The 17,708-nt window shown below is 63.1% G+C and carries 17 protein-coding genes; 15 read left to right on the top strand and 2 right to left on the bottom strand.

Going from position 1 to position 17,708, the window contains the following annotated elements; genetic code table 11:
- Positions 1–204 precede the first annotated feature (204 nt).
- The 4 genes from GTP41_RS11690 to GTP41_RS11675 all read left to right on the top strand — a co-directional run bounded on the left by GTP41_RS11690 (position 205) and on the right by GTP41_RS11675 (position 5,479).
- A complete protein-coding gene (locus tag GTP41_RS11690) occupies positions 205–4,212 on the top strand; it encodes a DUF3683 domain-containing protein (RefSeq protein ID WP_161025757.1) in 4,008 nt (1,335 codons plus the stop codon).
- Positions 4,209–4,643 (top strand): HIT family protein, encoded by a 435-nt coding sequence (locus tag GTP41_RS11685; protein ID WP_161025756.1) that lies wholly within the window; start codon positions 4,209–4,211, stop codon positions 4,641–4,643. The genes GTP41_RS11690 and GTP41_RS11685 overlap by 4 nt, the downstream gene beginning before the upstream one ends.
- Positions 4,640–5,059: a gamma-butyrobetaine hydroxylase family protein gene (locus GTP41_RS11680; RefSeq protein WP_161025755.1), complete on the top strand. Its 420-nt coding sequence runs from the start codon at positions 4,640–4,642 to the stop codon at positions 5,057–5,059. The genes GTP41_RS11685 and GTP41_RS11680 overlap by 4 nt, the downstream gene beginning before the upstream one ends.
- 72 nt (positions 5,060–5,131) lie before the next feature.
- The gene (locus tag GTP41_RS11675; protein ID WP_229502835.1) at positions 5,132–5,479 is read left to right on the top strand and encodes a YciI family protein; all 348 of its coding nucleotides are present in this window, start codon (positions 5,132–5,134) and stop codon (positions 5,477–5,479) included.
- Positions 5,480–5,618: 139 nt separating this feature from the next.
- Here the strand turns inward: GTP41_RS11675 and GTP41_RS11670 are convergent, their stop codons facing one another.
- Positions 5,619–5,867 carry a hypothetical protein gene (locus GTP41_RS11670; protein ID WP_161025753.1) on the bottom strand — a complete coding sequence of 83 codons (249 nt, stop codon included), beginning with the start codon at positions 5,865–5,867 and terminating at the stop codon, positions 5,619–5,621.
- Between the two features lie 134 nt (positions 5,868–6,001).
- Between GTP41_RS11670 and ubiE the strand changes: the two genes are divergently transcribed.
- The 11 genes from ubiE to GTP41_RS11615 all read left to right on the top strand — a co-directional run bounded on the left by ubiE (position 6,002) and on the right by GTP41_RS11615 (position 16,907).
- Positions 6,002–6,736, top strand: a complete 735-nt coding sequence (gene ubiE, locus GTP41_RS11665; RefSeq protein ID WP_161025752.1) for a bifunctional demethylmenaquinone methyltransferase/2-methoxy-6-polyprenyl-1,4-benzoquinol methylase UbiE — start codon at positions 6,002–6,004, stop codon at positions 6,734–6,736.
- A 14-nt stretch (positions 6,737–6,750) separates the two neighbouring features.
- Positions 6,751–7,698: a Tim44 domain-containing protein gene (locus GTP41_RS11660; protein WP_161025751.1), complete on the top strand. Its 948-nt coding sequence runs from the start codon at positions 6,751–6,753 to the stop codon at positions 7,696–7,698.
- An 81-nt stretch (positions 7,699–7,779) separates the two neighbouring features.
- Positions 7,780–8,388: a ubiquinone biosynthesis accessory factor UbiJ gene (locus GTP41_RS11655; RefSeq protein ID WP_229502828.1), complete on the top strand. Its 609-nt coding sequence runs from the start codon at positions 7,780–7,782 to the stop codon at positions 8,386–8,388.
- The gene (gene ubiB / locus GTP41_RS11650; RefSeq protein ID WP_161025750.1) at positions 8,385–9,944 is read left to right on the top strand and encodes a ubiquinone biosynthesis regulatory protein kinase UbiB; all 1,560 of its coding nucleotides are present in this window, start codon (positions 8,385–8,387) and stop codon (positions 9,942–9,944) included. The genes GTP41_RS11655 and ubiB overlap by 4 nt, the downstream gene beginning before the upstream one ends.
- Entirely contained in the window at positions 9,928–10,608 is a 681-nt protein-coding gene (locus tag GTP41_RS11645; RefSeq protein ID WP_161025749.1) for a methyltransferase, read from the top strand. Before ubiB ends, GTP41_RS11645 begins: the two co-directional genes overlap by 17 nt.
- Positions 10,609–10,642: 34 nt before the next feature.
- Entirely contained in the window at positions 10,643–10,939 is a 297-nt protein-coding gene (locus tag GTP41_RS11640) for an FmdB family zinc ribbon protein (RefSeq protein WP_161025748.1), read from the top strand.
- Between the two features lie 22 nt (positions 10,940–10,961).
- Positions 10,962–11,540 carry a DUF502 domain-containing protein gene (locus GTP41_RS11635; RefSeq protein WP_161025747.1) on the top strand — a complete coding sequence of 193 codons (579 nt, stop codon included), beginning with the start codon at positions 10,962–10,964 and terminating at the stop codon, positions 11,538–11,540.
- 26 nt (positions 11,541–11,566) lie between these two features.
- On the top strand, positions 11,567–13,372 hold the full coding sequence (aspS, locus tag GTP41_RS11630; RefSeq protein WP_202419706.1) for an aspartate--tRNA ligase: 1,806 nt from the start codon (positions 11,567–11,569) through the stop codon (positions 13,370–13,372).
- A 45-nt stretch (positions 13,373–13,417) separates the two neighbouring features.
- Positions 13,418–13,864 carry a dihydroneopterin triphosphate diphosphatase gene (nudB, locus tag GTP41_RS11625; RefSeq protein WP_161025746.1) on the top strand — a complete coding sequence of 149 codons (447 nt, stop codon included), beginning with the start codon at positions 13,418–13,420 and terminating at the stop codon, positions 13,862–13,864.
- Positions 13,865–13,941: 77 nt separating this feature from the next.
- The gene (locus tag GTP41_RS11620) at positions 13,942–15,222 is read left to right on the top strand and encodes an HD-GYP domain-containing protein (RefSeq protein WP_161025745.1); all 1,281 of its coding nucleotides are present in this window, start codon (positions 13,942–13,944) and stop codon (positions 15,220–15,222) included.
- Complete coding sequence (locus tag GTP41_RS11615) at positions 15,219–16,907, top strand: PAS domain-containing sensor histidine kinase (RefSeq protein WP_371867344.1); 1,689 nt, start codon at positions 15,219–15,221, stop codon at positions 16,905–16,907. Before GTP41_RS11620 ends, GTP41_RS11615 begins: the two co-directional genes overlap by 4 nt.
- Positions 16,908–17,000: 93 nt before the next feature.
- Here GTP41_RS11615 and GTP41_RS11610 read toward each other — a convergent pair whose 3' ends face one another.
- Entirely contained in the window at positions 17,001–17,681 is a 681-nt protein-coding gene (locus tag GTP41_RS11610; protein WP_161025744.1) for a penicillin-insensitive murein endopeptidase, read from the bottom strand.
- Positions 17,682–17,708: the final 27 nt, after the last annotated feature.

Below are 17,708 nucleotides of genomic sequence, written 5' to 3'. Positions count from 1 at the left end.
TCCGCATAGCAGCAGTGTCGCAGAATTTCGGGCTTGGTGCTTGCCCTGGGTGCAAACGAACGCCGGTTATTCTGCTGTCTTGCGGAATTATGTTCTGCTAATTGACGTTAACGGAACCCTGTCACCCTCTAAGGCTGTTCCTGTCTTGTGCGCCGCAATAAGATAGAATGTTCTGTCCTAGCGTCAGCCTCCCGTCCACGCATAATGAACGCACCAGCACAAATCCAGGCATTGCTCGCAGAATCGCCCGATGGTCACGCCCCCACCCGCTTGCGGGAAATCCCCTATAACTACACCTCCTTCTCCGATCGCGAAATTGTGATCCGCCTCCTGGGCGAAGAGTCTTGGGCGTTGCTGGATGAATTGAGGGCTTCCCGCCAGACTGGCCGATCCGCTCGCATGCTGTACGAGGTGCTGGGCGATATCTGGGTGGTGCGCCGCAACCCTTACCTGCAGGACGACCTGCTGGACAACCCGAAGCGCCGCCAGGCCCTGATCGATGCGCTGCACCACCGCCTGACGGAGGTGGACAAGCGCCGCAGCACGGTTGACGCGGAAGATGCGGAATCGCAGAAGCGCAGCGGCAACGTGGAAAAGCTGCTGCGCGCCGCCAGCAAGGCGGTGGCCGACTTTGGCGAAGAATTCCGCCAGACGTACGACCTGCGCAAACGCACCCAGAAAGTGCTGGGCAAGTACACCGAGAAGCACAATATCTGCTTCGACGGCATGAAGCGCATCAGCCACGTGACCGACGCCACCGACTGGCGCGTGGAATACCCGTTCGTGGTGCTGACACCGGACAGTGAAGATGAAATGGCCGGCCTGGTGAAGGGCTGTATCGAACTTGGCCTGACCATCATCCCGCGCGGCGGCGGCACCGGCTACACCGGCGGCGCGATCCCGCTGACGCCGCTGTCGGCCGTCATCAACACGGAAAAACTGCTGAAGCTGGGCGCCGTTGAAATGAAAGTGCTGCCAGGCCTGGAGCGCGAATACGCGACCGTCCATTCGGAAGCCGGCGTCATCACCAACAAAGTCAGCGAAGCGGCCGAGAAGGCGGGCTTTGTGTTCGCGGTCGATCCGACCTCGGCCCACGCCTCCTGCATCGGCGGCAATATCGCCATGAATGCCGGCGGCAAGAAGGCCGTGCTGTGGGGCACCGCGCTGGACAACCTGGCCTCGTGGCGCATGGTCGATCCGAACGGCGACTGGCTGGAAGTCACGCGCCTGGACCATAACCTGTCCAAGATCCACGACACGCCGCTGGCGCGCTTCAAGCTGGAGTGGACGCACCCGAACGCGCGCGGTGAGTCCAAGGGCCAGCCGTTCAAGACCGAAATCCTGGAAATCGAAGGCCGCAAGTTCCGCAAGGAGGGCCTGGGCAAGGACGTGACCGACAAGTTCCTGGCCGGCCTGCCGGGCGTGCAGAAAGAGGGCACCGATGGCCTGATCACGTCCGCGCGCTGGATCCTGCACAAGATGCCGAAATTCACGCGCACCGTCTGCCTGGAGTTCTTCGGCCAGGCGCGCGATGCGATCCCGTCGATCGTGGAGATCAAGGATTACCTGGACGGTTTGCCGGCCCAGGGCGAACAGTTCAAAACCCTGCGCCTGGCGGGCCTGGAACACCTGGACGAGCGCTACCTGCGCGCGGTCGGCTACGCCACCAAGTCCAAGCGCGGCGTGCTGCCGAAGATGGCGCTGTTCGGCGACATCGTGGGCGATGATGAAGATGCGGTGGCGTTGGCTGCATCGGAAGTGGTGCGCCTGGCGAACACCCGTGTCGGCGAAGGCTTCGTGGCCGTGAGCCCGGAAGCGCGCAAGAAGTTCTGGCTGGACCGTGCCCGCACCGCGGCGATTGCCAAGCACACCAATGCCTTCAAGATCAACGAAGACGTGGTGATCCCGCTCAACCGCATGGGCGAGTACACCGACGGCATCGAGCGCATCAACATCGAACTGTCGATCAAGAACAAGCTGCAGCTGGCGCAGGAACTGCGCGAGTTCCTGGCGGCCGACAAACTCCCGATCGGCAAGAGCGACGACGCCTCGGACGACAAGGTCGGCTACGCGGAAATGCTGGGCGACCGCCAGGTGCAGGCGCTGGCGCTGGTGGACCAGGTGCACGCGCGCTGGGCCTTCACTCTGGCCAACCTGGATAAAGCGCTGGCCGATGTGCGCGGCGAGCTGCTGGCGCTGGGCCTGGAAGCACTGGCCCCGGCCCTGGAAGAACGCCTGCAACGCCAGCCGAACGCCACCCTGTTCGACGTGGCGCAAGACCGCACCGTGCGTATCAGCTGGAAGCAGGAGATCCGCGCCGTGCTGCGCCAGATCTTCAACGGTGGCGCCTACAAGCAGATCCTGGACGAGGCGCAGGCCATCCACAAGCGCGTGCTGCATGGCCGCGTCTTCGTGGCGCTGCACATGCACGCCGGCGACGGCAATGTGCACACCAACCTGCCGGTCAACTCCGACCACTACGAAATGCTGCAGGAAGCCCACAAGGCCGTGGTGCGCATCATGAAGCTGGCGCGCTCGCTGAACGGCGTGATCTCGGGCGAGCACGGCATCGGCATCACCAAGCTGGAATTCCTGACCGACGACGAGATCAGCGAGTTCCGCAATTACAAAAAACGCGTCGACCCGGAAGGCCGCTTCAACAAGGGCAAGCTGCTCAACCTGCCGGGCATGCATGCCACGCTGGAAAACGCCTACACGCCGTCCTTCGGCCTGATGGGCCACGAATCGCTGATCATGCAGCAAAGCGATATCGGCGAAATCGCCAACAGCGTCAAGGACTGCCTGCGCTGCGGCAAATGCAAACCGGTGTGCTCGACCCACGTGCCGCGCGCCAACCTGCTGTACTCGCCGCGCGACAAGATCCTGGCCACGTCGGCCCTGATCGAAGCCTTCCTGTACGAAGAGCAGACCCGCCGCGGCATCTCGATCCGCCATTGGGAGGAGTTCGAGGACGTCAGCGACCACTGCACCGTGTGCCACAAGTGCGCCACGCCGTGCCCGGTGAATATCGACTTCGGCGACGTGTCGATGAATATGCGCAACCTGCTGCGCAAGATGGACAAGCGCTCGTTCAATCCGGGCAAGCGCGCGGCCATGTTCTTCCTCAACGCCTCCGACCCGGCCACCATCCAGGCCACGCGCCAGACCATGATCGGCTGGGGCTACAAGGCGCAGCGCCTGGGCCATGAAGTGTTCAAGGCCGTGGCGCGCAAGCAGACCAAGGCGCCGCCGCCGTCGGTCGGCAAGCCTGCCGTGCGCGAGCAGGTGATCCACTTCGTGAACAAGAAGATGCCGGGCAACCTGCCGAAGAAGACCGCGCGCGCGTTGCTGGACATCGAAGACAACAAGATGATCCCGATCATCCGCGATCCGAAGAAGACCAACGCCAATACCGAGGCGGTGTTCTACTTCCCGGGCTGCGGCTCGGAGCGCCTGTTCTCGCAAGTGGGCCTGGCAACGCAGGCCATGCTGTGGGAGGTGGGCGTGCAGACCGTGCTGCCGCCGGGCTACTTGTGCTGCGGCTATCCGCAGCGCGGCTCGGGCGACTACGACAAGGCCGAGAAGATGATCACGGATAACCGCGTCCTCTTCCACCGCATGGCGAATACGCTGAACTACCTGGACATCAAGACCGTGGTGGTGTCGTGCGGCACCTGCTACGACCAGTTGTCGAGCTACGAGTTCGAGAAGATCTTCCCGGGCTGCCGCATCATGGATATCCATGAATACCTGCTGGAGAAGGGCGTCAAGCTGGAAGGCGTGACGGGCACCCGCTACATGTACCACGATCCTTGCCACACGCCGATGAAGCAGCAGGACCCGCTGAAGACGGTGAATGCGCTGGTTTCCACGGTGGACAATGTGAAGATCGAGAAGAACGACCGCTGCTGCGGCGAGTCGGGCACTTTCGCTGCGGCGCGTCCGGATATTTCGACCCAGGTGCGCTTCCGCAAGGAGCAGGAGATGGTGGCCGGCGCCGACAAGCTGCGCGCCGACGGTTTCCAGGGCGACGTCAAAATCCTGACTTCCTGCCCGTCCTGCCTGCAAGGCCTGACCCGCTATAACGACGACTCCAGTACCACCGCCGACTATATCGTGATCGAGATCGCGCGCCACAAGCTGGGCGAGAACTGGCTGGTGGATTACGTCGCCCGCGCCAACGACGGCGGCATTGAAAGGGTGCTGGTATGACGGCGACCTGCGACCTGTGCAAGCTGCTGGCCGCGCCGCCGGCGGACGTGCTGGTCTGGCGCGACGAGCGCCTGGCCGTGATCCTGGTCGACGAGCCGGGTTATCCCGGCTTTACCCGCGTCGTCTGGCACGACCATGTGCGCGAAATGACCGACCTGTCGCCGCAGGACCGCGACCACGTCATGCAGGCCGTCTGGGCGGTCGAGCAGGCGCAGCGTGCCACCATGGCCCCGCACAAGGTCAACGTGGCCAGTTTCGGCAACATGACGCCGCACGTGCACTGGCACGTGATCCCGCGCTACACTGACGACGCGCACTTCCCCAATCCTACCTGGGGCGCCCAACAGCGCGCGCATGACGACGCGGCCATCGCCGCCCGTGCCGCGCTGCTGCCGGCCCTGCGCGCCGCGATCATCGAGAATTTGAAATGAAGAATCCAACCGGCCTCACCGTCCACAGCAAATCACGCTATCTCGAAGTCGCCTTCGACGACGGCGCCAGCTTCAACATCCCGTTCGAGCTGCTGCGCGTGTATTCGCCCTCGGCGGAGGTGAAGGGCCACGGCCCAGGCCAGGAAGTGCTGCAAGTCGGCAAACGCGACGTCGCCATGAGCAACCTGGAGCCGGTCGGCAATTACGCCGTCAAGCCCACCTTCGACGACGGCCACAACTCCGGCCTCTACACCTGGGACTACCTGTACGACCTGGGCGCCCGCCAGGAGCAGCATTGGGCCGACTACCTGCAGCGCCTGGAAGCCGCCGGCTTCCCCGGCGACTCCGGCCGTGCTCCCGGCACCGTATTGCCTGGCGGCCCCGCCAAAGCAGGCGGCTGCGGCCACAAACACTGATTGTCGATCCGGCGCCGGCCGGCACGTCGTTGAGTTGCACTAACCACTTTATAGGAGGAAATCGTGCAATTCATGCTATTGATTTACGCCGAAGAAAAGGTGTACGACGCGCTGCCGCCCGCCCAGCTGGCCGAGGTGATGGCTGCTTACGGGGCGCTGGAAAACGCGATGCTGAAGGCCGGGGTGCTGGTTGCGGGCGCCGAGCTGGCGCCGGTACGCAAGGCGCGCACCGTCCGCATCCGGCGCGGCCAGCCGCACTTTACCGACGGCCCGTTTGCCGAAACCAAGGAAGCCCTTGGCGGCTACTTCCTGATCGACTGCGCGTCAATGGACGATGCCCTTGAATGGGCCGCCCGCTGTCCGACTGCGCTCGATGGCTGCGTCGAGGTGCGCCCCCTGGCGTCGCCACCGGCGGCCTAGTCTTGGTCCAGCCCGGGCGCAGAGGAGGGGGGTGTCGAGGTAAAGCGTGCAGGGCATGGAGTCAGCCTGTGCTGACTCCGGGTGCCTGCTTTGGGGAAATAACAAGGATCGGGCAGCGCGTTGCCACCCGAAAAGAATATCAGTTGACCATCATCTTGCGGCGCTGGAATTCCTCGTAGCGCTGCTGCTCGCGTTCCCAGATGTAGCGGAATGCGGCGCGGGCTTCCGGGGTCAGGCGGCGGATTGCCTCAACGTTGAAGGTCATTGGGTGCGGCTCGGCAGACGCCAGGGCGCGCGATTGGGCGCGGGTGGCATCAATGAACTGCTTGGTGGCTTCGTCGATATCCGGGAAAATAATGTCCGCGGGCAATTTTTGCTGAAGCTCCATCTGAAATCTCCTAAAGACTGACAAATCGTCTGAGCCATAAAACGACTCGTTGAGCATTCTGGTTGACAAGCTTCTGCAAAATCTGTGCGGCACCCCACAAATGTATAATGCGGCAATTACAAGGCACCCTGGATATGACCAACACTACCCATTTCGGTTATAAAACCGTCAACGAAGACGACAAAGTCAAGGAAGTCGCCAAAGTCTTCCACTCCGTTGCCGCCAAATACGACGTGATGAACGATTTGCTGTCCGGCGGCTTGCACCGCATCTGGAAAGCCTTCACCATTGCCAACGCGGCAGTGCGCCCGGGCATGAAGGTGCTGGACATTGCGGGCGGCACCGGCGACCTGGCCAAAGCCTTCGCCAAGGCGGCCGGTCCGAGCGGCGAGGTGTGGCTGACCGATATCAATGAGTCAATGCTGCGTGTGGGCCGCGATCGCCTCTTGAATAAAGGCCTGGTCACCCCCACATTGATCTGCGATGCGGAAAAATTGCCCTTCCCGGACAATTATTTTGACCGTGTCAGCGTGGCGTTCGGCCTGCGCAACATGACGCACAAGGATGTGGCACTGTCCGAAATGCGCCGTGTGCTGAAGCCGGGCGGCAAGTTGTTGGTGCTGGAGTTTTCGAAAGTGGCTCCGGCATTGCAAAAACCTTATGATTTCTATTCCTTCACGGTGTTGCCGTGGATGGGCCAGAAAGTGGCCAATGATTCGGAGAGCTACCGCTACCTGGCCGAATCCATCCGCATGCACCCGGATCAGGAAACGCTGAAGACCATGATGCAGGCTGCTGGTCTGGAGCGTGTGCAGTATTACAACCTGACGGCAGGTGTGGCCGCTTTACACACTGGCATCAAAATGTGAGACAAACTACTACGATGAACATTAAAAAATTCCTGGTCGGCGCGACCATCGTGATGACCGCTATGAGCACCATGGCTGAGCTGTCGGCCCGCCCGATGGGTGGTGGTAAATCGATTGGCCGTCAGTCGCAAAACGTGAACAGCATGCCGAAGCAGGCCACCCCTGCGCCGGCACCTGCGGCTCCGACCGCTGCGCCGGCAGCGGGCCGTCCGGGCGCGGCGCCGGCTGCGGCACCGGTCCAGAAACCTAGCATGTGGAAAGGCCTGCTGGGCGGCGCGTTGCTGGGCCTGGGCCTGGGCGCGTTGCTGTCGAGCCTGGGTATTGGCGGCGCATTTGCTTCCGCGATCGGCACCATCCTGACCATCGCCCTGATCGGCGGCGTGATCTTCTTCATCATCGCCATGATTCGCCGTAAATCGCAGCCGGCAGGCATGCAGCCGGCAGCGGCCTTCAGCGGCGCGGGTGCGGGCTACAACCCACAGCCGCAACAGCCGCAACAGCCGATGGCCTTCCAGCCAGTGCAGCCAGCGGCTGCTCCGGCAGTAGCGCCGGTGGCCAGCGCCGCCGCCGCGCACACCCCATGGGGCGTGCCGGCTGACTTCGATACCGCCGGCTTCCTGCGCGCGGCCAAGTCGAACTACATCCGCCTGCAAGCGGCATGGGACAAGGCCGACGTGGAAGATATCCGCACCTTCACCACGCCGGAAGTGTTCGCCGAGCTGCGCATGCAGATCCAGGAACGCGGCGCGCAAGCCGAGTACACCGATGTGGTGACCATCGATGCCGAGCTGCTGGGCATTGAGAACGACGGCCGCGAATACATGGCCAGCGTCAAGTTCTGGGGCACCATGAAGCCGGCCGCCGACGCGCTGCCGGAATCGTTCCAGGAAGTCTGGAACCTGAGCAAACCAGTCAGCGGCAACACCGGCTGGATGCTGGCAGGTATCCAGCAAGTGGCGTGACACCGCGCTGTAACTGGTAAGATCGAGACCGCCCTGGCTTGCCGGGGCGGTTTTGTTTTGTGCAATCCGATAACAACGACTATGTTCCCATTCCCGCCCAAGCTGCCCGGCCTCAGCATGCCGGTCGCCGCTACCGTCAACCACCTGCTGGCCCAGGAGCCGTGGGCGCGCACCGAGTTGAAGCTGCACGCCGGCAAGGTGGCCGTGATCGACGCCAGCCCGGCCGTGCTGCGCCTGCGCGTGACGCCCGATGGCATGGTGGAGGCGGCCGCCAGCGATGCGGCGGCGGCGGTCACGATCCGCCTCAAGCTGAGCGACCTGCCCCTGATTGCGCAGAACCGCGAGCGCGCCTTCTCCTACGTGCAGATCGAGGGCGACGCGGAATTTGCCAACGCCGTGTCGCGCCTGTCGCAATCGCTGCGCTGGGAGGCGGAATACGACCTGGAAAAGCTGGTCGGCCCGATTGCCGCCGTGCGCCTGGTGCAGGGCGCGAAAGCGGTGGTGCAGGGGGCGCGCAACGGCCAGCGCAAAGTGGCTGAAAATGTCGCAGAATACTTCCTCGATGAAAACCCGATGCTGATCCGCCCGTTGGCGGCGGAGAGCTTTGCGGCCGATGTGACCCGCTTCCGCGACGACGTGGAACGCGCCAGCAAGCGGCTGGAAAAACTCGAACAAAAACTGGCTAAATGATTCGCAAATTCCTCCGGCTGTTCAAGATTGTCCGCGTCTCGGTCCGCTACGGGCTGGACGAAATCGCTATTTCAGGCTTCGACAAGCCGCGCATCAGCAAATTCCTCGATACCGTCTTCTTCTGGCGCGACCTGTCGACGCCGCGCGCCGTGCGCCTGCGCCGCGCGCTGGAGGAGCTGGGCCCGATCTTCGTGAAGTTCGGCCAGGTGCTGTCCACCCGCAGCGACCTGTTCCCGATCGATATCGTGACCGAGCTGTCCAAGCTGCAGGACCGCGTGCCGCCGTTCGACTCCGACCTGGCGATCCAGATGATCGAAGAGTCGCTGGGCGCCCATCCGGACGAATTGTTTGCGCGCTTTGAACGGGTGCCGGTGGCCTCGGCCTCGATCGCCCAGGTGCACTTTGCCGCGCTCAAGGACGGTACCCAGGTGGCGGTCAAGGTGCTGCGCCCGGGCATGAAGAAGCTGATCGATGAAGACGTGGCGCTGATGCATATCGCGGCCAATTTCATCAACAAGCTATGGGCGGATGCATCGCGCCTGAAGATCCAGGAAGTGGTGCAGGAGTTCGACAAGTACCTGCACGATGAACTGGACCTGATGCGCGAGGCGGCCAACGCCAGCCAGCTGCGCCGTAATTTCGCCGAATCGAAATTGCTGCTGGTGCCGGAAATGTATTGGGATTATTGCTCCAGCGGCGTGATCGTGATGGAGCGCATGCACGGCATTCCGGTGTCGCAGATCGAGCGCCTGATCGAGGCTGGCGTGGACCTGAAGAAGCTGTCGTCCGACGGCGTGGAGATCTTTTTCACCCAGGTGTTCCGCGATGGCTTCTTCCATGCCGATATGCACCCGGGGAATATCCTGGTGTCGATCGAACCGGAGACATTCGGCCGCTACATCGCGCTGGACTTCGGCATCGTCGGCACACTGACTGATTACGACAAGGATTACCTGTCGCAGAACTTCCTGGCCTTCTTCCGCCGCGATTACAAGCGCGTGGCGGAGGCGCATATCGAGTCGGGCTGGGCGCCCAAAGAAACCCGCGTCGATGAGCTGGAGGCGGCGGTGCGCGCTTGCTGCGAGCCGATCTTTGATCGTCCGCTGAAAGATATTTCCTTCGGCCAGGTGTTGCTGCGCCTGTTCCAGACTTCGCGCCGCTTTAATGTGGAGGTGCAGCCGCAGCTGGTGCTGCTGCAAAAGACCCTGCTCAATATCGAGGGCCTGGGGCGCCAGCTCGATCCGGACCTGGATTTGTGGAAGACGGCCAAGCCTTACCTGGAGCGCTGGATGGGCGAGCAGGTGGGCTGGCGCGGGCTGGTGGAGCGGCTGAAGGCGGAAGCGCCGCGCTATTCGCATATCTTCCCGCAGCTGCCGCGTTTGGCGCACCAGGCGCTGACCGTGGCGTCGGAGCGGGATGTGGAGACGCGGGCGCTGCTGGCGCTGCTGGTGGCGGAGCAGCGGCACACGAACCGGCTGATGTCGTTCTTTGCCTTCTTTATCGGGGCGTTTGTGGTGGGCGCGGTGGCGTACCAGGTTTATGCCCGAGTTCTCTAACCGCGATCCCAGGACGCCGGAGTTTTGGGACCAGCGGTTTGAGGGGGCGTTTACGCCGTGGGATCGGGGTGGTGTTCCTGCGCAGCTCTCCGCCTGGCTTCAACCCGGTAAACCTGGGTCCGACCCAAGGGTCGGACCCAAGCCTGCGGCCGCCGCGAGTCAGGGTCTGACCCTTGGGTCTGACCCAGATCTACCGGGTTTCGCGGCTCTAATCCCCGGCTGCGGCACCGCCTATGAACTGCAAGCCTTCTGCGAAGCCGGCTGGGACGCCACCGCCATCGACTTCTCCCCGGCCGCCGTTGCTGCGGCACAACAGAACCTCGGCCGCTGGCGCGCGCACGTGGTGCAAGCCGATTTCTTCACCTACCCCGCGACCCCGGACCTGATCTACGAACGCGCCTTCCTGTGCGCCATGCCGCGCGAGATGTGGCCGCGCGTGGTCCAGCGTTGGGCCGAGCTGCTGCCCGCAGGCGGCCTGCTGCTGGGCTATTTCTTCTTCGACGACAATCCCAAAGGCCCGCCCTTTGGCGCCGACCGGCAGCAGCTGGACGCGTTAATGAGCGCTCACTTCAGCCTCGAATGGGACGAGCCGGTCGAAGACTCTCTTCCCGTATTCCAGGGCAAGGAGCGCTGGATGGCCTGGCGTCGGAAAAAAGGCTTATAATTCAGGGTTTTTGATGTTTTTTGCGGAGTAACAGATGCCTATCTACGCTTACCGCTGCGAGGAATGTGGCTTTGCCAAGGATGTGCTGCAAAAGATCTCCGATCCGCAGCTCACGGATTGCCCTTCCTGCGGCAAGTCCACCTTTAAAAAGCAACTGACCGCAGCCGGCTTCCAATTGAAAGGCACCGGCTGGTACGTGACCGATTTCCGTGGCGGCAGCGCCCCGGCGACCGGCGTCGCCAGTGCGCCCAAGACCGATGCACCGGCCGCTCCTGCGGCAGCCGACCCAGCGCCGGCAGCGGCGCCGGCCAAGTCCACCAGCGAGGCGTGATTTAGCCCGCACAAGGAACCCGATGCGCAAATATTTCATAACCGGCCTGCTGGTCCTGGTACCGCTGGCGATCACGGCCTGGGTGCTGAACCTGGTGATCACCACCATGGACCAGTCGCTGCTGCTGATTCCGGAAAAATGGCTGTCCAAGGATTACCGGATTTCCGGCCTGGGCACCATCGTGACCGTGCTGATCGTGTTCCTGACCGGCCTGCTGACCAACAACCTGGTCGGCAACTTCGTGATCCGCCAGTGGGAAAAGCTGCTGCACCGCATTCCGGTGGTCAGCTCCCTGTACGGCAGCGTGAAGCAGGTCTCGGATACCCTGTTTTCCGATTCCGGCAATGCCTTCCGCAAGGCCGTGCTGGTGCCGTATCCGCACGCGGGTTCGCGCACGATCGCCTTCCTGACCGGCGCGCCGGCCACCGAAGTGCAGAAGCACCTGGATGATGAGTACATCAGCGTGTATGTGCCAACCACGCCGAACCCGACTTCCGGCTTCTTCCTGATGATGCCGAAAAAAGACGTGATCGAACTCGATATGAGCGTCGATGCCGCATTGAAGTACATCGTGTCGATGGGCGTTGTCGTCCCTGAATAAAATTTAACCTGAAACTGAGAACCAATATGTCCATGCGTACTGAATACTGCGGCCTCGTAACCGAAGCCCTCATCGGCCAAACCGTCAGCCTGTGCGGCTGGGTGCACCGTCGTCGCGACCACGGCGGCGTGATCTTCATCGACCTGCGCGACCGCGAAGGCCTGGTGCAGGTGGTCTGCAATCCGGACCAGGCGGAAGTGTTCTCCGTCGCCGAATCCGTGCGTAACGAGTACTGCCTGCGCATCACCGGCACCGTGAAAGACCGCCTGGCCGGCACCGTCAACAACAACCTGAAGTCGGGCAAGATCGAAGTTGTCGCCGCCAAAGTGGAAGTACTGAACGCCTCCGTGCCGGTACCGTTCCAGCTGGACGACGACAACCTGTCCGAAACCACCCGCCTGACCCACCGCGTGCTGGACCTGCGCCGTCCGCAGATGCAGAACAACCTGCGCCTGCGCTACAAGGTCTCGATGGAAGTGCGTAAGTACCTGGACGACCTGGGCTTCATCGATATCGAGACTCCGGTGCTGACCAAGTCGACCCCGGAAGGCGCGCGCGACTACCTGGTGCCGTCGCGCGTGAACGCGCACGAATTCTTCGCGCTGCCGCAATCGCCGCAGCTGTTCAAGCAGCTGCTGATGGTCGCCAACTTCGACCGCTACTACCAGATCACCAAGTGCTTCCGCGACGAAGACCTGCGTGCCGACCGCCAGCCTGAATTCACCCAGATCGACTGCGAAACCTCGTTCCTGACCGAACAAGAGATCCGCGACCTGTTCGAAACCATGATCCGCAAAGTGTTCAAGAACACCATGGACGTGGACCTGCCTAACCCGTTCCCGGTGATGGACTTCGCCGAAGCGATGGGCAAGTACGGTTCGGACAAGCCGGACATGCGCGTCAAGCTGGAATTCACCGAACTGACCGACGTCATGAAGAACGTCGAGTTCAAGGTCTTCTCCGGCGCCGCCAACATGGCCAACGGCCGCGTGGTCGGTATGCGCGTGCCGAAGGGCGCCGACATGCCGCGCTCGGAAATCGACGCGTACACCCAGTTCGTCGCCATCTACGGCGCCAAAGGCCTGGCCTACATCAAGGTCAACGAGAAGGCAAAAGGCCGTGACGGCCTGCAGTCGCCGATCGTGAAAAACATCAGCGACGAAGTGCTGAACGTGATCCTGGAGCGCACCGGCGCGCAAGACGGCGACCTGATCTTCTTCGGCGCCGACAAAGCCAAGGTGGTGAACGATGCCATCGGCGCGCTGCGCGTGAAGATCGGCCACTCCGAGTTCGGCAAGAACGCCGGCCTGTTCAACGACGTGTGGGCGCCGCTGTGGGTGATCGACTTCCCAATGTTCGAGTACGACGAGGAAGAAGACCGCTGGACCGCGACCCACCACCCGTTCACCTCGCCAAAAGACGGCCACGAAGACATGCTGGAAACCAATCCAGGCGCATGTATCGCCAAGGCCTACGACATGGTGCTGAACGGTTGGGAACTGGGCGGCGGCTCGATCCGTATCCACCGCGAAGAAGTGCAGTCGAAAGTGTTCCGCGCACTGAAGATCGGCGCCGAAGAAGCGCGCGAGAAATTCGGCTTCCTGCTGGACGCACTGCAGTACGGCGCGCCTCCGCACGGCGGCCTGGCCTTCGGCCTGGATCGTATCGTGACCCTGATGACCAAGTCCGATTCGATCCGCGACGTGATCGCCTTCCCGAAAACCCAGCGCGCACAGTGCTTGCTGACCCAGGCGCCATCGCCAGTCGATGAGAAGCAGCTGAAAGAGCTGCATATCCGCCTGCGCGCGGCAGAGCCGAAAGTGGCTGGTTAATTAGCTGCCAAAGGGCGGGCTGCAAAGCCCGCCCTTTTTCTTTGCATGAGCTACAAAATCCCCGAATCCGTCCTGGTGGTGATCCACACCGCCGACCTCGAAGTATTGCTGATCGAGCGCGCCGGCAATCCCGGCTACTGGCAATCCGTCACCGGCTCCAAAGACGCCCTCGACGAACCCCTGCTCACCACCGCCACCCGCGAACTGTTCGAAGAAACCGGCATCATCGCCGACGGCAAGGACCGCGTGCTGCGCGACTGGGGCCTGCAGAACATCTACGAAATCTACCCGGTCTGGCGCCACCGCTACGCCCCCGGCGTCACGCACAACCTGGAACACATCTTCAGCGTGCAAGTACCGCGCGATGTGCCGGTCGTACTGAGCCCGCGCGAACACACCGCCCACCTCTGGCTGCCCTACCTGGAAGCGGCCGACCGCTGCTTCTCCCCCTCCAACGCGGAAGCCATCCTGCAGCTGCCGCAACACATCTGACTAGCAAGTTGATTGCATGTTCGCCGCCGAACATACGGCTATAATCGGCTGATCGACTCACATACCGGAGCGCGGGCATGCCGGAGACTCAGGACATCCTGTTGGAGCAGCTGCAGGTCGGTATCTACGTCCACCTCGACCTGAAGTGGTTTGAGCATCCTTTTGCCTTCAGCCACTTCAAGATCAAGTCGCAGGAGCAGATCAACCAGCTGCGCAGCCTGGGCCTGCGCAAGATCCGCATCGACCCGGCGTTGAGCGACGTGCAGCCGGCCAACCTCCTGATCGATGAGCCGGACAGCGGCACGGCGCAAGAGGCGCCGCCGCCCGCCGCCGAATCGCCCGAACTCGCCCTCAAGCGCGCCATGATGGGGCGCATGCGCCAGCAGCGTGAGAATGCCGCCCGCATCGAGCACGCCTTTGTCGATACCGCGCGCGCGATGCGCGACATGGAAAAGAGCATCTTCGCCCAACCCGTGCAGGGCCTGCAGCGCGCCAGCGAGATCATCGGCAAGATCGCCGATTCCATCCTGAGCGCGCCGGAGCTGGCCATCCACGTGATGGGCGACCGCCTGGGCGGGGAGGAGATCTATCTGCATTCGCTCAACGTCACCATGCTGTCGATGATGATCGCGCGCGACATCAAGCTGCCGCGCGAAGTCGCCGGCGCGATGGGCATCGGCGCCATGTTCCACGATATCGGCGTGCGCAACATCCCCGACCGCGTGCTGGCCAAGAGCGAAGCCTGGAGCAGCACCGAACAGCACCTGTACGAAACGCACAGCGCGGTCGGCGCCGAGATGGGACAGCAGCTCAAGTTCCCGGCCGCCGCCCAGGCCATCGTGCGCGACCACCACGAGATGTTCGACGGCAGCGGCTACCCGGCCCGCCTGAAAGGCGAGGGCATCGGCCTGCTGCCGCGCATCGTCTGCATCGCCAATTACTACGACCGCCTGTGCAACCCGCACAACGGCACGCCGGGCCTGACCCCGCACGAGGCGCTGTCGCTGATGTTCGCCAAGCATCGCGGCAAATTCGATCCCAAGCTGCTGCAGGTCTTCATCCGCTGCCTGGGCGTGTACCCGCCGGGCACCATCGTGCAGCTGTCGAATGGCGCCACCGGCATGGTGGCCACCATCAACACGGAAAAGCCGAACAAACCGGAGCTGGTGGTGTACGAAGCCGGGGTGCCGCGCGACGACGCGGTCATGGTCGATATGGAGCGCGAGCACGACCTGAATATCGTGCGCGCCATCAAGCCGGCGCAGGTGCCCAAGGAGATCTACGCCTACCTCAGCCCGCGCAAGCGGGTCAGCTATTATTTCGACGCGACCTCGCCGGGACAAGGGGCGGCCGGGTGATATCCGAACTGCGCCAGCTCATGCTCGACCACAGCCCGCAGATGATGCTGCTGGTCGACCCCGCCGATTTGCGCATCATCGTCGTCAACAAGGTGGCCGAGCAGGTGCTGGGCTACACCGCGCCGCAGCTGACGGACATGCTGATCACCGATATCGAAAGCTCGCTGCAGGACGTATTCTATTGGGAGGACGCGCGCAGCGGCCACTTCCAGGATATCGACGGGCAGGAAGGCGAGTACCAGCGCGCCGACGGCACCCAGATCATGGTCATGAAGTCGCTGCGCGCGCTGCGCTACGAGGAACATTGGCTGATCCTGATCCTGGCCCGCGATGCGCGCCAGGAGCGCAAGGTGGAGGCGGTGCTGGAGCAAACCCTGTCGCAGCTGCGCACCACGCTGGAGGCCACCGGCAACGGCATCCTGGTGATCGATTGGCACAACACCATTGCCAGCATGAACCGCCAGTTCAGCGCGATGTGGCATATCCCGGAAGCTTTCCTGAAAAGCGGCAACGATGCCGCCATCCTGGAGTTCCTGACCGCCAATGTGGTCGAGCACGAGCTATGCCGCGACCGGCTGCAACAAGTGAGCGACCCGCATGAAACGATGGACCTGCTGCACCTGCACGACGGGCGCGTGTTCGAATGCCGCTCGCGGCCCCAGTTCCTGGGCGAGCGCATCATCGGCCGCGTGTACGGTTTCTTCGACACCACGGAGCGCGAGCATACCGAACGCGCGCTGCGCGAATCGCGCGACCTGCTGGAGAACCGCGTGCACGAGCGCACCCTGGCCCTGCAGCTGGCCAACCTGACGCTGGAAAATGAAAAGACGCGCCAGGCGGACTTGATCCGCAAGCTGGGCGAGGCGCAGAACCAGCTGCTGCAATCGGAGAAGATGGCCTCCATCGGCGTGCTGGCGGCCGGCGTGGCGCACGAGATCAACAATCCGGTCGGCTTCGTCAATTCCAACCTGAGCAGCCTGCAGCGCTATATGCAGTCGCTGCTGCAGCTGCTCGATGCCTACGAGTCGTGCGAAGCGAACCTGCCGCAAGCCGACCGCAGCGCGCTGCAGGCCCTGCGCAAGGAGATCGATGCGGACTACCTGCGCGGAGACCTGGGCAGCCTGTTGTCCGAATCGATGGATGGCCTGGACCGCATCAAGCGCATTGTGCAGGACATGAAGGACTTCTCGCATGTGGGCGGCGGCGAAACGCTGGTGGCGAATATCGAGACTGGCCTGGACAGCACCCTGAACGTGGTGTGGAACGAAATCAAGTACAAGGCCGAGGTGGTGAAGCAGTACGGCGGCGTGCCCGAGATCGCCTGCATTCCCTCGCAGCTGAACCAGGTGTTCATGAACCTGCTGGTCAACGCGGCCCATGCCATTGAATCGCACGGCCGCATCGTGCTGAGCACGGCCTACGACGATGCCAGCATCACGGTCTCCGTCAGCGATAGCGGCAGCGGCATTGCGCCGGAGTACCTGGGCCGCATATTTGAGCCCTTCTTCACCACCAAGCCGGTCGGCAAGGGCACCGGCCTGGGCCTGTCGATGTCGTACAGCATCGTGCAAAAGCACGGTGGCCGCATTGAAGTGGAGAGTGTACTGGGCAAGGGCAGCACCTTCCACGTGATCCTGCCGCGACAAACGGCAGCCAGCCACGACGAATCCGATGTTGTCAATTGACCAGGTGTGGTGTGCTGCTCTGTGGCCATTCCGTGGCGGCCGAAGGGAAGCGGTGGCGCATCCGCTGGCGTGTGCGTGCTGCGCTGGATGGCGTTACTTAAGGCAGGGAATGGCGAAGTCCACGTGGTAATGCTCGTCGTGGCGCACCCAGGGTTTGCCCTGCATGAAATGGAGCTTGCGCAGCGCCGGCCCGCGCGGCGTGTCGAACAGGCGCGGCAGGTAGGCCGGGTCGAAGATGACCAGGGCCAGGCCGCGCCCGCGCGCGCGGGCGGCCTGGTCGAGCTGGTACAGGTGTTCCGCCATGGCCGCGAAGTCGATGCGGTAGGCGCCGTAGCGCGCATCGCGGTCGAATTCGATATCGTAGCCAAAGCGTTGGGTGGCCGGCGTTGGCAGGCGGGCCGGGCGGTCCTTGGCGTCGCGCACCGGGACGAAGAAATCGACCGACAAGCCGTTCTGGTGCGTGCGGTGCGGGCGGAAACGGCCGCCGTGCGCGGAACCCGTTTCGCCGTAGACGTAGAGCGCACCCGGCGCCGCGCTTTCCAGCGCGCGCCAGGCGTCAAGCATGATGAGCGCGACTTCGCTGTGTACGTAGTTGCGCCCCATGCCGGTGGCGAGGGTGCTGTACGCGCTGAAGTTGGCGCCCGCGTCCGGCAGCTGGACGCCGTGTTCCAGGCTGCCGTTGCTGACCTTGCCGTGGCAGCGGCTTGCGCTTGCCGCGGCGGGGGCTGCCAGGCAGAGCGCGAACAGGGCCGCGCCGAAATGTCGAATATCCATAGGCATAACTATAAGGCAACTCAGGAC

Source organism: Pseudoduganella guangdongensis, from assembly GCF_009857475.1.
Lineage (GTDB): Bacteria > Pseudomonadota > Gammaproteobacteria > Burkholderiales > Burkholderiaceae_D > Rugamonas > Rugamonas guangdongensis.
This window is presented reverse-complemented; position numbering and strand designations above follow the sequence as displayed.